Origin of the sequence: Alcanivorax sp. (assembly GCF_051117345.1) — a bacterium.
GTDB lineage: Bacteria > Pseudomonadota > Gammaproteobacteria > Pseudomonadales > Alcanivoracaceae > Alcanivorax.
This window is the reverse complement of the sequence record NZ_JBNPEC010000228.1, coordinates 1-14,989: the sequence shown is the minus strand read 5'-3', so window position 1 is coordinate 14,989 and position 14,989 is coordinate 1. Positions and strand designations below refer to the sequence as shown.

General features: G+C 58.6%; 13 protein-coding genes. 8 read left to right on the top strand and 5 right to left on the bottom strand.

The window, feature by feature from the left end; genetic code table 11:
* The 6 genes from ACFE0K_RS14690 to ACFE0K_RS14665 form a co-directional block, all read left to right on the top strand.
* Window positions 1-498: SDR family oxidoreductase (locus ACFE0K_RS14690; protein WP_434536769.1), on the top strand; the 498-nt coding region annotated here is incomplete at its 5' end.
* Window positions 498-2,108: an acyl-CoA carboxylase subunit beta gene (locus ACFE0K_RS14685; RefSeq protein WP_434536768.1), complete on the top strand. Its 1,611-nt coding sequence runs from the start codon at window positions 498-500 to the stop codon at window positions 2,106-2,108. The genes ACFE0K_RS14690 and ACFE0K_RS14685, both read left to right, overlap by 1 nt.
* Before the next feature lie 174 nt (window positions 2,109-2,282).
* Window positions 2,283-3,440, top strand: a complete 1,158-nt coding sequence (locus tag ACFE0K_RS14680) for an acyl-CoA dehydrogenase family protein (protein WP_434536767.1) — start codon at window positions 2,283-2,285, stop codon at window positions 3,438-3,440.
* 105 nt (window positions 3,441-3,545) lie between these two features.
* The gene (locus ACFE0K_RS14675; protein ID WP_434536766.1) at window positions 3,546-4,352 is read left to right on the top strand and encodes an enoyl-CoA hydratase/isomerase family protein; all 807 of its coding nucleotides are present in this window, start codon (window positions 3,546-3,548) and stop codon (window positions 4,350-4,352) included.
* Between the two features lie 167 nt (window positions 4,353-4,519).
* Window positions 4,520-6,475 carry an acetyl/propionyl/methylcrotonyl-CoA carboxylase subunit alpha gene (locus ACFE0K_RS14670; RefSeq protein WP_434536765.1) on the top strand — a complete coding sequence of 652 codons (1,956 nt, stop codon included), beginning with the start codon at window positions 4,520-4,522 and terminating at the stop codon, window positions 6,473-6,475.
* A 296-nt stretch (window positions 6,476-6,771) separates the two neighbouring features.
* A complete protein-coding gene (locus ACFE0K_RS14665; protein WP_434536764.1) occupies window positions 6,772-8,601 on the top strand; it encodes a long-chain-acyl-CoA synthetase in 1,830 nt (609 codons plus the stop codon).
* A 1,112-nt stretch (window positions 8,602-9,713) separates the two neighbouring features.
* On the opposite strand, the gene ACFE0K_RS14660 is transcribed toward ACFE0K_RS14665, so the two are convergent.
* From ACFE0K_RS14660 to ACFE0K_RS14650, 3 genes are all read right to left on the bottom strand, one after another.
* Window positions 9,714-10,178, bottom strand: coding sequence for a phasin family protein (locus tag ACFE0K_RS14660; protein WP_434536763.1), 465 nt, complete (start codon window positions 10,176-10,178; stop codon window positions 9,714-9,716).
* A 163-nt stretch (window positions 10,179-10,341) separates the two neighbouring features.
* Window positions 10,342-10,659: a hypothetical protein gene (locus ACFE0K_RS14655; protein WP_434536762.1), complete on the bottom strand. Its 318-nt coding sequence runs from the start codon at window positions 10,657-10,659 to the stop codon at window positions 10,342-10,344.
* Window positions 10,659-11,879: a DUF445 domain-containing protein gene (locus ACFE0K_RS14650; RefSeq protein ID WP_434536761.1), complete on the bottom strand. Its 1,221-nt coding sequence runs from the start codon at window positions 11,877-11,879 to the stop codon at window positions 10,659-10,661. The genes ACFE0K_RS14655 and ACFE0K_RS14650 overlap by 1 nt, the downstream gene beginning before the upstream one ends.
* 264 nt (window positions 11,880-12,143) lie before the next feature.
* Between ACFE0K_RS14650 and ACFE0K_RS14645 the strand changes: the two genes are divergently transcribed.
* A complete protein-coding gene (locus tag ACFE0K_RS14645; RefSeq protein WP_434536760.1) occupies window positions 12,144-12,899 on the top strand; it encodes a hypothetical protein in 756 nt (251 codons plus the stop codon).
* 53 nt (window positions 12,900-12,952) lie between these two features.
* Here ACFE0K_RS14645 and ACFE0K_RS14640 read toward each other — a convergent pair whose 3' ends face one another.
* Window positions 12,953-13,276 carry a hypothetical protein gene (locus tag ACFE0K_RS14640; RefSeq protein WP_434536759.1) on the bottom strand — a complete coding sequence of 108 codons (324 nt, stop codon included), beginning with the start codon at window positions 13,274-13,276 and terminating at the stop codon, window positions 12,953-12,955.
* 216 nt (window positions 13,277-13,492) lie between these two features.
* On the opposite strand from ACFE0K_RS14640, the gene ACFE0K_RS14635 reads away from it, so the two are divergent.
* Window positions 13,493-14,185: a diguanylate cyclase gene (locus tag ACFE0K_RS14635; protein ID WP_434536758.1), complete on the top strand. Its 693-nt coding sequence runs from the start codon at window positions 13,493-13,495 to the stop codon at window positions 14,183-14,185.
* 140 nt (window positions 14,186-14,325) lie between these two features.
* On the opposite strand, the gene cmoB is transcribed toward ACFE0K_RS14635, so the two are convergent.
* Window positions 14,326-14,989: tRNA 5-methoxyuridine(34)/uridine 5-oxyacetic acid(34) synthase CmoB (gene cmoB / locus ACFE0K_RS14630; RefSeq protein WP_434536757.1), on the bottom strand; the 664-nt coding region annotated here is incomplete at its 5' end.

The following is a 14,989-nucleotide window of genomic DNA, read 5'->3' as shown; positions in this document are numbered from 1 at the left end:
GGCGGATTCCTGATGGCCCGGGAAGTGTTTACCCAGGGCATGAATCGCAACGGCGGCGCCATCGTCAACATCGTCGCCGACATGTGGGGCGGCATGCCCGGCATGGGCCACTCCGGCGCCGCCCGTGCCGGCATGGTCAACTTCACCCAGACCGCTTCCTACGAGTGGGGCAGCTGCGGTGTGCGCGTCAATGCCGTGGCCCCGGGCTGGATCATGTCCAGTGGCATGGACACCTACCCGGAAGGTTTCAAGCAGACTCTGAAAACCCTGCGTGCCGCGGTGCCACTCAAGCGCATGGGTAACGAATCGGAAGTGTCCGGTGCCATCTGCTTCCTGCTCAGCGACGCCGCCGCCTTCATCAGCGGCGATACCCTGCGCATCGATGGCGCCGCCAGCCAGGGCAACGTGGCGATCTTCCCGCTGCCCGACCACGACAAGAGCCAGCCGTTTGACGGCTTCCACCGTGCCACCACCCCCGATGTCTTCAAGGACCTGTAATGTCAGTCATTGAATCCGCACTGGACCCGAACAGCGAGGAATACCGGCAGAACCGCGACGCTCTGCTGGCGGCTGTGGAAGAGTTCCGCGCCATTGAGCAGGCCGTGGTCGATACCGCCGAAGGCAAGCGCGCCAAATTCGAGAAACGCGGCCAGCTGCTACCCCACGAGCGTATCTCCCGCCTACTGGACACCGGCTCGCCGTTCCTGAGCCTGATGAACCTGGCCGGCTACAAGATGCACGACGACAAGGACGGCACCGAAGCCGGCGGCGGCACCATTGCCGGCATCGGCTATGTGTCCGGCGTTCGTTGCCTGGTTACTGCCTCCAATTCCGCCATCAAGGGCGGCACCATTTCGCCCTCCGGCCTGCACAAGACCCTGCGTCTGCAGCGCATCGCCATGGAAAACAAGCTGCCGGTGGTGAGCCTGGTGGAATCCGGTGGCGCCAACCTGAACTATGCGGCAGAAGTGTTCGTGGACGGCGCCCGTACCTTCGCCAACCAGGCGCGACTGTCCGCCGCCGGCATCCCCCAGATCACCGTGGTCCACGGCAACGCCACCGCTGGTGGCGCCTATCAGCCGGGCCTGTCCGACTATGTGGTGGTGGTACGCGAGCGCGCCAAGATGTTCCTGGCCGGGCCACCGCTGCTGAAAGCCGCCACCGGCGAAATCGCCACCGATGAAGAGCTGGGTGGCGCCGAAATGCACGCGGGCACAGCCGGCACCGCCGAATACCTGGCGGAGAATGATGCCGACGGCATCCGCCAGGCCCGGGATCTGGTCAAGCTGCTGGGCTGGCGCCGGGCAGCACCGGGTAGCGACGACGTCGAACCGCCCCGCTACGCCGCCGAGGAATTGCTCGGCGTGGTCCCCGCCGACGCCAAGAAACCCTACGACGTGCGCGAGATCATCGCCCGCATCGCCGACGGCTCCGACTTCCTCGATTTCAAAAACGACTGGGACAGCGCCACCGTGTGCGGCTGGAGCACCATCGAAGGCAAGCCCGTGGGCATCATCGGCAACAATGGCCCGATCACCCCGCGAGGTGCCGCCAAGGCCGCCCAGTTCATCCAGCTCTGTGACCAAACCCGCCGACCATTACTGTTCCTTCACAACACCACCGGCTTCATGGTGGGCACCGACGCGGAACAGAACGGCGTCATCAAGCACGGTTCGAAAATGCTGCAGGCGGTTGCCAACGCCCGAGTGCCGAAGATCTCCATTGTCGTCGGTGGCTCCTACGGCGCAGGCAACTACGCCATGTGTGGCCGCGGCCTGGATCCGCGCTTCATCTTTGCCTGGCCCAACTCCAAGGTTGCTGTCATGGGCGGCCAGCAGGCCGGGATGGTGCTGCGCATCGTGGCTGAGGCCAAACAGCGAGCCAACGGCATTGAGCCTGACGAGAAGGTGCTCGACATGCTCCAGCAGACCACCGCCCAGAAACTCGACAGCCAGTCCACCGCCCTCTACGGCACGGCACGGCTGTGGGACGACGGCATCATCGACCCCCGCGACACCCGTCGCGTAGTGGCCTATGCCCTGGATATCTGCGTCGACGCCCAGCATCGCGAGCTGCACCCGAATGCGTTCGGGGTGGCGAGACTTTAAAGGCAGTGAACAGTGAATAGTGAATAGTTAACAGCTGAAAGAATTACCAGCGGTCTCTGCCTGTTTTCGCTGTTCACTGTTAACTCTTAACTGTTAACTCAGCCACCAAAATAGCCGAAAAATACAGACATATAAGCGCTCGACAAGCCGAGCCAAACAAACAGGACGCTTACCATGCTTTTCACTCAAGAACACGAAGAACTGCGCCGCACAGTACGCAACTTTGTCGAGAAAGAACTGAACCCCCACGTCAAGGAATGGGAAGAAGCCGGTCGCTTCCCCATCCATGAGGTGTTCAAGAAAATGGGCGATCTGGGGCTGCTGGGGGTCACCAAGCCGGCCGAGTTTGGTGGCATGGGGCTGGATTACTCCTATGGCATGGTGATGGCCGAGGAAATGGGGCGCACTCACTGCGGCGGTGTCCCGCTTTCCACCGGGGTACAGACCGACATGGCTACGCCGGCCCTGGCCCGCTTCGGCTCCGACGAACTGCGTCAGAACTATCTGGCCCCGGCCATTGCCGGTGACATGGTAGCCGCCATCGCCGTATCCGAGCCCCATGCCGGTTCCGATGTGGCCGCCATCAAGACTACCGCCACCAAGGACGGCGACGACTACGTGATCAACGGCACCAAGATGTGGATCACCAACTCGCCCAGCGCCGACTGGTTCTGCCTGCTTGCGCAGACTTCAGACGGCAAGCCGCACATGAACAAGTCATTGATCATCGTGCCGAAAGACGCCGCCGGCATCACCGTGGACAAGCCCCTGCACAAGCTGGGCATGCGCTCCTCGGAAACCGCCCAGGTGTTCTTCGACAACGTGCGCGTGCCCCAGCGCAACCTGGTCGGCCAGGAAGGCATGGGCTTCATGATGCAGATGATGCAGTTTCAGGAAGAGCGCCTGTTCGCCGCCGCCAACAGCCTGATGGGCATGCAGCATGTGATTGACGAAACCATTGCCTACGCCAAGGACCGCCAGGTATTCGGCATGCCGCTGATCGACAACCAGACCGTGCACTTCCGCATGGCCGAACTGCAGACCGAAGTGGAATCTCTGCGCGCCCTCACCTACCGGGCCTGCGAGATGTACATCAACGGCAAGGACGTGCTGCAACTGGCGTCCATGGCGAAACTGAAAGTGGGTCGACTGAGCCGTGAAGTGGCCGATGGCTGCCTGCAGTACTGGGGCGGCAACGGCTTCATGTGGGAAAACCCCGCCGGCCAGCTTTACCGCGACGGCCGTTTGGGCTCCATCGGCGGCGGTGCCGACGAAGTCATGCTCGGCATTATCTGCAAGACCATGGATATTCTGCCAGGCAAGAAGAAATAACAGCAGGAAAAACCCATCCGTAGGAGCGTCGCTCGCGACGCGATCACAAACGGTCGGAGACTCGCGCCGCCAGCGACGCTCCTACAGAAAACAACGAGGCGATGCATGAGCTTACCCAGCACCGAAACCTTGCAAATCGACCAGGACGGCCCGGTTCTGCATATCACCCTGAACCGGCCGGACAGCCGCAACGCCATGAGCCTGACCATGGTCAACGAGCTGATGGCAGTGTTCGAAGCGGTGAAGGATGACACCGACGTGCGCGCCATCGTGCTGCGTGGCGCTGGCGGTCACTTCTGTGCCGGCGGCGATATCAAGGATATGGCCGGCGCGCGCCAACAGGCTGCCAGCGGCGACAGCGATGCCTTTGAGAAGCTGAATCGTCGCTTCGGAGAAATGATCACCGCCGCCAACCACCAGCCGCAGGTCGTGATTACGGTGCTGGAAGGCGCGGTACTGGGGGGTGGTTTTGGTCTGGCCTGCATCTCCGATGTAGCCATCGCCCACAGCGGCGCCACCTTCGGCCTGCCGGAAACCGGCCTCGGGGTTATCCCCGCCCAGATCGCTCCCTTTGTAGTTGAGCGGGTCGGCCTTACCCAGGCCCGGCGATTGGCCCTCACCGGCATCCGCTTCCAGGGCGAAGAAGCCCGGCGGCTGGGTATTGTCCACGAAGTGGCCGCCAACGCAGATGGCCTGGATGCCCTGCTGGAAGACACCCTGAAAGCGGTTCGCAAATGCGCGCCCCATGCCAACCGGGTGACCAAGGCGCTGGTACTGAACGTGGGCCATGAGCCCATGGAGGCACTGCTCGATCAAGCGGCAAAGGATTTCTCCGCGGCCGTGAACAGCGAAGAAGGCCAGGAAGGCACCATGGCTTTTGTGCAGAAACGCCCTGCATCCTGGAAGCAATAAGAATAACAGTTGCGAGGAGCGAGTGACGAGCAGCGAAACCTATAACCATGCGCTTCGTTTTTGCATTTCGCTACTCGTCACTCGTACCTCGCTCCTGAGCTGTTCGCGCCTAAAGCGCCGCCCCTACGGGAAAGAATTTTCAACCGGAACACCGGTAAGGAACCACAATGAGCTTTGAAAAAATCCTGATTGCCAACCGTGGCGAGATTGCCTGCCGGGTTATCACCACTGCCCAGTCACTGGGCTACCGGACTGTCGCGGTCTATTCCGAGCCGGATGCCGGTGCCCGTCACGTGCAACTGGCTGACGAAGCGGTCTGCGTGGGCCCGGCACTGGCCAGCGCCTCCTACCTGAACGTGGATGCCCTGCTGGATGCCTGCCGCAAGACCGGCGCCGACGCGGTGCATCCAGGCTATGGCTTCCTGTCGGAAAACGCCGGCTTTTCCAAGGCCTGCAAGGACGCCGGCATCACCTTTATCGGCCCCGATGAAGATGCCATCCACCTGATGGGTTCCAAGCGTCTGTCGAAGATCGCCATGATCGAGGCCGGTGTGCCCTGTATTCCCGGTTACGAAGGTGAAGACCAGAGCGACGCCACCCTGCTGAAGGAAGCCGAACGCATCGGCCTGCCGCTGATGATCAAGGCCAGCGCCGGCGGCGGCGGCCGTGGCATGCGGGTGGTTACCGATGCCAGCGAGATTTCCGCCCAGCTAAAGAGTGCGCGCCAGGAAGCGAAGAGTGCCTTCGGCAGCGACGAGCTGATCCTGGAGCGTGCCGTGATGCAACCCCGCCACGTGGAAATCCAGGTGTTCGGCGACCGCCATGGCAATGTGATTCACTTGGGCGAGCGCGACTGTTCGGTACAGCGCCGCCACCAGAAGGTAGTGGAGGAAGCGCCCTCCCCGGCGGTGGATGAAACCCTGCGCCAGCAGATGGGCGAAGCCGCAGTCAATGCCGCCAAGGCCTGCAACTATGTGGGGGCCGGCACGGTGGAATTCCTGCTGGCGCCGGAAGGCGATTTCTTCTTCCTGGAAATGAACACCCGCCTGCAGGTGGAACACCCGGTCACCGAACTGATCACCGGCCTGGATCTGGTGGCCTGGCAGATCAAGGTCGCTCGCGGCGAACCGCTGCCACTGAGCCAGGAGCAGGTCACACTCACCGGCCATGCCATGGAAGTGCGCCTGTACGCGGAAGACCCCGCGCAGAACTACATGCCACAAACAGGGCCGGTACTGCGCTGGCAACCGGCCAGCGGCGATGGCGTGCGCATTGATCATGGTCTGACCGAAGGCTACGAGGTGGGCAGTCACTATGACCCCATGCTGGCCAAGATCATTGCCGTGGGCGACAGCCGTGAAGACGCCCGCCGACGCCTGATCCGTGCCGTGGAAGATACCGTGCTGATGGGAGTCCGGGATAACCGCACCTTCCTGGCCGCCATTCTGCGTCACCCGGTGTTTGCCCGGGGCGAAGCCACCACCGCCTTTATCGGTCAGGATTTTGCCGACGACGCCAGCATGGCGGGCGACGCCCCATCCAGCCAGCTCTGGGCCCTGGCCGCTCTGCTCCGCTGCGAAGTGGAAACCCCTTCCAGCGATTTGCGCGGCTGGCACTCCAGCACTCTGGGTGCCCAGCCGGTCCAGCTTCGCTGTGGCGAGCACGAACAGACCGTGTACATCCGCTATCAGGACAACCATGCCGACCTGATTGTCGGTGAGGACAAACACCGCATCGAACCCCTCGGCCCTGGCCTGGCGAGCATCGACGGTATTCGCCAGTGCTATCGGATGTTCCAGGATGGCAAGCAAAGTTGGCTGCAATGCCAAGGCCACAGCGTCTGTTTCGAGGATGCTACTCACAGCGCAGCGGGCAGCAGCGACCAGGCCGGTTCGGGCCAGATTCGCGCGCCCATGGACGGGGCAGTGATCGAGGTATGCGCGAAGGCCGGTGATGTCGTGAAACGAGGCCAGGTGCTGGTAATCATGGAAGCCATGAAGATGGAACACAGTCTCAAGGCGGACTGTGATGGCACCGTGGAGACCGTGGACCTGGCCGTTGGCAGTCAGGTCAAACGCCAGCAACTACTGGTCAGCATCAAGGCGGACAACTCAGAGTCATAATCCGTCAGTGACATTTTACAAACGGAGAGGGACACTCCACTGTGCTTCAATTTGCATCGGGCAGATAAGGCCACAACGAACCGCCGCAATCTGCCCAGGCACAGCTACCGGGCAGGGCTCTTGCCCTGCCATGGTGCTACGGTTAAGGTAAGCGCCCGCTTGCCAATACTGGGTTCCCGGCTGAACAGCCCTCGGATGACCGTTTACATGCCGTGATCGAATCATTGGCCTGTATCGACTGATCCTATGGTGTGTTGTGCCTGGGCCTTCCAAGAACACAGACTAATGGAGATCCTATGAGCAACGCCGACATCATCACGTTGCCCAAGCTTCTGTCCAAGGTTCCCGAGGTGGTCAGCAATCTGCCAGGCCTGATCAAGGGCTCGCGGATGGCCAAGATCACTGACACGACCAAGCCTCTGGGGCTGGGCATGGCCATCGAGCGAGCCACCGGAATGAACCCCAACGGCGCCGCCCTGATCTACGAAGACACCGAGCTTACCTACAAGCAGTTCAATGCCTGGGCTAACCGACTGGCAGATTACCTGGCCTCCATCGGCCTGAAAAAAGGCGACACTATCGCCGTCAACATCGAAAACCGCCCGGAACTGCTCGTCGCTGTAGCCGCCTGCGCTAAACTGGGCATCTGCGCTGCGCTGATCAACACCTCCCAGCGCGGCAAGGTACTGGTTCATTCTTTCAATCTGGTGAAACCCAAGGCCGCCATTATTGGCGAGGAATTGGTAGACGCCGTGGAAGAGATCCGTAGCGACCTGGATCTGAAGGACAATTTCTTTTTCTTCGCCGACCAGGACACCCTGGAAAACCCGGGTGACGCTCCCGCCGGTTACAAGAACCTGGCCAGCGAAATCAAGGACTGCTCCAGCGAAAACCCGGCTTCCAGCAAACAGACTTTCCTGCGCGATCCGCTGTTCTATATTTATACCTCCGGCACCACTGGCCTGCCCAAAGCTGTCGTGTTCAACCACGGTCGCTGGGAAAAAGCCTACGGTGGCTTTGGCTATTCGGCGGTGCGCCTCAACGCTGACGATCGCCTTTACACCACCCTGCCCTTCTACCACGCTACCGGCATGGTCATCTGCTGGGCATCGGTGCTGGCCCCTGCAGGCACCCTGGTACTGGCGCGCAAGTTCTCCGCCAGCGGCTTCTGGGAAGATATCCGCCGTCACGGCTGTACCGCATTTGGTTATGTGGGCGAACTGTGTCGCTATCTGCACGAGCAACCGGAAAAGCCCAACGACCAGGACAACAAGGTTCACACCATTGTTGGCAACGGCCTGCGCCCGAGCATCTGGAAGGAGTTCAAGGACCGTTTCGGCATTGACCGCGTGGTAGAGCTGTACGCCTCTTCCGAGGGCAACGTGGCCTTCACCAATGTGTTCAACTTCGACAACACCGTGGGGTTTTCCCCGGTCAGCTATGCCATCGTCAAATACGACAAGGAACGGGACGAGCCGGTACGCGACAGCAACGGCAACATGATCAAGGTGGGTAAGGGCGAATCCGGCCTGATGCTCGGCGAGATCACCGACAAGACCCCGTTCGACGGCTACACCGACCCGGAGAAGACCGAAAAATCCATCTTCCGTGACGTCTTCAAGAAGGGCGACGCCTGGTTCAACACCGGCGACATGATGCGAGATATCGGCTTCCGCCATGCGCAGTTCGTGGATCGTCTGGGCGATACCTTCCGCTGGAAAGGCGAGAACGTGTCCACCACCGAAGTGGAGCAGATTCTGGATGGCTATGATGGCATTCAGGAGTCTGTGGTTTACGGTGTGGAAATCCCCAACACCAATGGCCGGGCCGGCATGGCACAGGTTCGTCTGACCTGCCATCACAGCGAATTCGACTTCCAGGGGCTGTGTGCCTACCTGAAGCGTGAGCTGCCCCACTACGCCATTCCCGTGTTCCTGCGCATCAACGAGCAGGCCATGGAAACCACTGGCACCTTCAAGCACCAGAAAAACAAGCTGAAAGAGCAGAAGTACGATCTGAGCCAGCAGGACAATGCGGTCTACGTATTGCTCCCCAAGGCCAACTGCTACCAGCAGCTGGACAAGGAAACCCAGGCAAGCATCGACAACGGCGAACACCGTTTCTGATCTTTGCTTTCCTGACAAAAAAGGGTGCCTGAAGGCGCCCTTTTTTGTTTGCCAATCGGCCCCGTTGTTGACGACATTCCCGAAGCCGGCCCCCTCTTAGCCCAACCTGCCCCCGCAAAACCAGCTCCCTTTCTGCCATACCCCCAGCAGGCATTACTTTTGCACAAGCCAGCAACTATCCCCATGCTCTGTGGACAACTCTGTGAAGGACCTCAGGAAAACACGCTACAGCCCTTTAACAGCGGACCTTTCGGCTGTTTGCATGATTTTCCACCAGTGCAGGGATTGACACTTTAAACTATTCGGTGCGCACAGCAGCACAACCATCGGGGGGTTACTCACAAAACCTGTGGATAGAATTGTGGAAAAGCTGAGAAGAACCGTCTACAGGCCCCGGGGAAAGGCCTTTTCCTCTCAATGATGGATAATTACACAGATAGTAAACGTTAATATTCTCAGCAACTTAGCGATTATTTTTTAGCCATGCCAGGTGACACCAAGATGACAGCCAACCGTAGGTGAACACTAATAGCCTTGTGTAAAAACGCCATTTCCTTGTCTCAAACAGGCCACTCAGGTAACCGATCCTTACCACGCATCGGTTCAATCACATCCTAGAAATTCTTTTCCACAGAACCTGTGGATAACCCTGTGCATAGCCAGTACACAACCGCCCTATCTCACCGGTTTTTCACGGCTATTGACGACATGTCTATTTTTTAACCAACTAATAAAATGCTTAAAGATCAACCTCTTACGCTGTTTTTTATGGGCTATTCACGGATTTGTCATATTTTATTGCAGAAAAAGCCCATTGACATGAACCTGTGAACAAAATTGGGGCACGGGGACGTTACCAAGGGTGACAGGCTGGCACAGTCGTTCCGAGTGATCAGGGCCATACCCGCCCGTATCCTCGAGGTGTAAGCATTGCTCGCCAACACCACCGTGACAGGACGCGTGCAGCACACATATGGATATCCCGGACGGCGCCCTTAGTTGTGTGGGGCGTGCTTATTTCAGACATAAAAAAAACGGGTACCAAAGGGGGTACCCGTCAAAAGACACCACTAAGGGGTTAGCGGTGTGCGCTACAACACTGTTTGGACGCCTCAGCTCTTCTTGCGGCTGCGGCGTTTTGGAGTGTCGGATTCAGTGGAAGTATGTACGTCTTCCTCAGCTTTACTCAGAGCACTGGTAAGCTCATGAACCCGTTTCTCCAGCTCTTCGACTTCCCGCTTGTTGGGGAGCCCCAAGCGGGACAGCGCCTTGTTCAGGCGATCATCGAAGGCCTTCTCCATCTTGTCCATGGTCTCGCCGGTATGATGGCGAACCCGTTCCTTAATCTCTTCCACCCGGGACTCGGTCTTGTCCTTGGTGTGGCGTTCCACTTCTCGACCAGCTTCAACCAGGGCATCAAAAAAGCCGCTACCCTCTTCCTCGGCCCGTGCGAACGCACCCAGACCGGCAAGCCAGATCTGGTGGGTATACTTGCGAATGTCTCGTGAGGCTCCACTAAGAGCCTTTAGCGGGCTAGGATTCCGCTCTTCTTTTTCGTTCTGCTTATCGTCGGACATGATCCAAACTCCGAAGGTAATTCCACGAGCAGATGCAGCGCAGCAACAAGCAACAGCATCAACGCGAGGGGTAAATTATAGGGGGTAGTAAAGCAGGTTTGCATAGGTTTGTCTGACAATTGATCAACGATCGCTTATGTGATCAATTTCTCATCAGATCGGGCTATTGCCCATCCAGATCATCGTCATCATCCGGCCGCCGATTGCCGATCAGCCCCATGCCTCGGGCCAGATCCCGGGCGCTGTTGCGGATCACGTCCCTGGAGCGCCCGGTAAGCAGATCGACAATCCGCTTCCTCAAGCGCTCTTCCAACTGGTTGGCGCCCTCTTCAAGACGGCGATCCACCTTGCGTTCAATCTTTGGCCCCAGATAAAAATGGCCAATCAACCCCATCAGTACCAGGGTCAATAGAGAGGACGCTCCCGCCGCTGCAAACAGCAACCACCCCAGGGTGGCAATGTCTATTTGCAGTGTTTCCATCAGATGGCCCCGAACATGAACAGGAGCTGTGCAAGCCCAGCCATGGCGCCGAGAAAGCCGCCTACCACGATCAGAATCCATTCATCTTCCTGGAAAGCTGGCCGCAGAAGATCCTGAAACTCTTCCGAGCTGAGTGCCTGCATGCGCTCAGCCATCAGCTTCTCGACAATCAGGCCCCGCTCCTTATTGAAGCCCTGATCCTCGAACGGCTCCACAGCCAGATCCACGGCTTTATCCTCAACGGCTTTCTTGAGGTCCGCGTAACCTTCCGGGCCCACCGTCAACTGGGCAGCGGTGCGCACTACTCCGCCATTGAGCAACGGCTTGAGATGGCGCTTGATCAATGCTTTGGTGCGATCTCCACGGGGGCCATTGATCACCTGGTACATGATGTTGCGCAAGGTAATGACTTCATCCGTGGCAAGCCGGGCAAAGGACTCGGCCACATCCTTCTGCCGCTTCAGGAACAGCCCCTGAATCCGGAAAGGACCGATTTTCACCGGATTGAGCGGCCGGAAAATCAGGTTCAGAGCCAGCCAGTTGGTGGCGATACCGACGATAAAGCCGAAGAACGGCAACACCCAGTTTTCCGGCACAAAGATGAACACCGGCACCTGAATCAGACCGAACAGGAAACCGAAGTAGAAACCGGAATTGGTAATGAAACGAAATTCAGGATCACCCACTTCCTGGAACATCTGCACCATGAGCGCCTTGTCTTCGCTCATCTGGGTGATGACCATGTGCTTCATGTCCACCAGGCTGTCCAGATTGCGGCTGATGTCATCAACCACATTATCCATGACAGCGGGAATAGCCCGGCGTGCGCGGGCGTAGACACGCTTGCGCACCAGCAACGGCAGGTTTTCCCAGAGCACAGCATTGCGCTCGGTCATCACCTCATCGGTGTACTCTTCGATACGTAGCTGGATGGTGCGGGTGAGATGGGCGGCGATCTTTTCCGGCTCCATCTCGCGAAAGAACTCGTCCAGACTGCCCAGTTTGGAAAGGGCCTTGTCGACAACTATACCTGCCATCTTCTCGACCTTGGAGGGAATGATCCCCTGCCAGCCGAAGATTGGCCGAATACCAATGAATTCCAGTGGATAGAACGTCATTTTGACGGCCATCCAGTTGGTGATCCACCCTACGGCACCGGCGATGAAAGGTATACTGACGTACTTCCAGAAGTCCGGGTACGAAAGCAATGATTCCAGCATTGAAAAACAACTCCCCTCCAAGGGCTTATGCACTGTAACGCGACAGTGCCAAGACAAACATATCCCGCTTTCGCCAATCCCGGTCTAAAAAGCCAATGTCGTTTTAAGGCAGCAACCTATCATGGGAGGTGCCCTTTATTATAAAAGTGCCTAGTATAGGTAGCTGGCACCCTAAATATAAGCAAGATAACGTAATTTTTGGCAACAAATCGGGACCCGAAGCGACAACGCGGCCCCATTTCAGGACAGGATTTTCCGTCACTTATGCCTCAGACCGGTAGTTTCCCCCAGCTGATTGTGCTTGGTGGTTTGGAGAGCGCACTCAATCAGGCGCTCACAGGTAGCCAGCCCGGCCGAGACAGGTTAGCCGCCCTGCACGGCACTGTCGTGCGGATTCGTGCCGAGCGCCCGCTCTGGGTGCTCTATGTACTTATCTATGAAGATGGCGTGGAGCTGCTTACCGATTACGAAGGCAACGTGGATATCCGTGTCCGGGGCCCTCTGGGAGCCATGGTTCACTGGCTGTTTGCCAGCGAGCCACTGACCGATCACGAATCCCTGCGCGTCACCGGCAGCGACAGGCAAATCGCCCAGCTCACCGACCTGATTGAGAATTTCAGCCTGTGGCCACTGGTTCGCAACTGGCTCGACGACCATGTCCGGCTCAAGGAGTTGCTCGACCTGCTGCGCCGTGAAGACCCGGTATGGCTGGAGAAGCTGGCCACCCTGCCTCAGCAGGTCGGAGAACTGGCGGAACAGGTGGCTCGTCAGCAATTGATTCAGGAAGACATCCTCGAGGAGCTGCGTCATCTGCGCGGAGAACTACGACGAGCCCGCAAGCTGGACCAGTTCTTCACCCTCACCGGTACCTTGCTGATTCTGCTGTCGCTGCTCAAGGCGTCCTCACTTTGGGAAACCACCCTGCAGGCATTGCAGCAGGATGTACTATCCCTGGCCATGCTCAGCCTTGGTATTGCCTTCCTGCTGGCTCGACTGCTCCCCGCCAGGGGCAAGCTGTAGCGCCGAGCGATAAGCTGCAACGAGGGTTACCCAAATAACGCCCTGCCAATAATTTATCGATTCTTCTTCGGCGCACCAAAAATCTGCCCAAGGCGTTCGCCGACCAGCTCCGCGCTGGAACGGGCCAGGCTGCGGCTGGCGCCTTCCAGCACTTCCCGGGTATCCAGATTGCGGACGCCTTCTGCAAGGCCGCGGCGCACCCCCTCTTCCACCCGTGAAGAAAGCACCTGAGCAGCCTTTTCCACCTGCTCATCCAGCTCTTTTTGCATGTTGTCACGCAGCCGCGGCTGAAAGTAGAAACGCCCCCACAGCGCCACCACCGCCAGTGTCATGGCAGAGCTCAACACCGCCGTTGCGATTACCCAGATTATGGACATGTCCTCACTCCTTCTTTCCATCCGCTCTAATTGGCTGATAAACAACCGGTTTTGGTAACAGAGCAAGACAATGTTGTTAAATAAAGTATGCGCGCAATGCCCACCCCAAGGGAATTCATTAGAGTAAAAACCAAGGGAAAGGATGCCCACTGTTAAGAGCCCGTACACGCTCCCACGAATGGAACGTCATCTTAATGTGTGGTCCCGAGGTACCCAATGACTGCCGTGACAACCAGCAGCCGCGCAAGCAGCCATAGCCAGCAGATGATTCACCAGGCGATGTCGCTTTGTCGGCGACATCAGCAGCCCCTCAGCATCCTCGCTATCCGGTTTCAGGAGCTGGCGTCCATCAAGGCGGATATCGGCGCCGAGCGAATTCAGCGCTTGCTTGCGCAGGTCCTGCATCAAATGCATGCCACCAAACGTTGTGAAGACGGACTGGTGAGCTGCCAGTCAGGCCAATCCCTGTTCGTGGTCTTGCCGGCCACTGCCGTGGATGGCGCCATGGCAATGGCGCAACGGCTGCAGCAGTGGTTCAGTAGTCAGGAATTCGAGCTGGATGAGTTCTGCATTTCCCTGCCGACACGCATCGGCGTGCACTGTGCCAACCAACAGGAAGAGGAAGGCGTGGTGCAGTTGCTTAATCGGGCATTCAATACCCTGGAAGACACCACGGACACATCTCAAATTGCATTGAGCGGTTCGGCACGCAAACAACTGGTCGCGCTGCAATCCGCCCCCGAAGCAACCGGCCAACTGTCCAGGCAGCTGCTCGAGCTGGCCAGTGGCGCCAACCAGGCCTCGCTCATGGAAGCGCTGTCTCCTGCCTTATCCGTTCTGGACGAACGTCTGCGACTACAGCTGGTAGATCAGTTACTGGAGGCTTCGACCCAGGCGAAAGCAATCTGAGCAGAGGAAGCAATGCTGCCGCTGGGCCCAGTGCACCCTACACAGTACACAGACGGCCACCTGTCTCAGTCATTCCTCAAAGAATGTGCTATCCGGCTTTGTGGTAAGCATTTACTTTGCCACCGGCCTTGCCACCCACGTCAGGGTTTGCGAGCAATGAGCACGGCCCGGCGCGGCGCGGGATAGCCTTCCCGGGTCAGGGTCGGGTCGTCACTGTCCAGAAAATCCGGTAACGACTGGAACCGCATCCAGTCGGTGGCCCGCTGCTCCTCAACCGTCGTATTGCTCTCATCCACACAGCGGATATCCACAAAACCACAACGTTGCAGCCAACGTTCGAGCATGGCCACGGAAGGCAGGAAAAACACATTACGCATCGCCGCGTAACGGTCCTCGGGCATCAGCACTGTCTGTGCATCGCCTTCCACCACCAGGGTCTCCAATACCAGCTCTCCCCCTTCGCTCAACACTGCTTTCAGTTCCAGCAAGTGGTCCAGCGGGGAACGGCGATGATAGAGCACGCCCATGGAGAATACCGTATCGAAATTCTCCGTCTGCGCAGGCAGTTCCTCCATGCGCAACGGCAAAAACCAGACCGGGGAGGAAGGCGCGAAGCGGCGCACCGCCAGGTACTGCACCAGAAACAGGATGGTCGGATCGATTCCCACCACCTGCTCAGCACCGGCCGCCGCCATTCGCCAGCAGTGATAGCCGCTGCCGCAGCCCACATCCAGCACCCGCCGTCCGGCCAGGGGAGACAAATGTGGTGCGACCCGCTGCCACTTCCAGTCAGAATGCCATTCG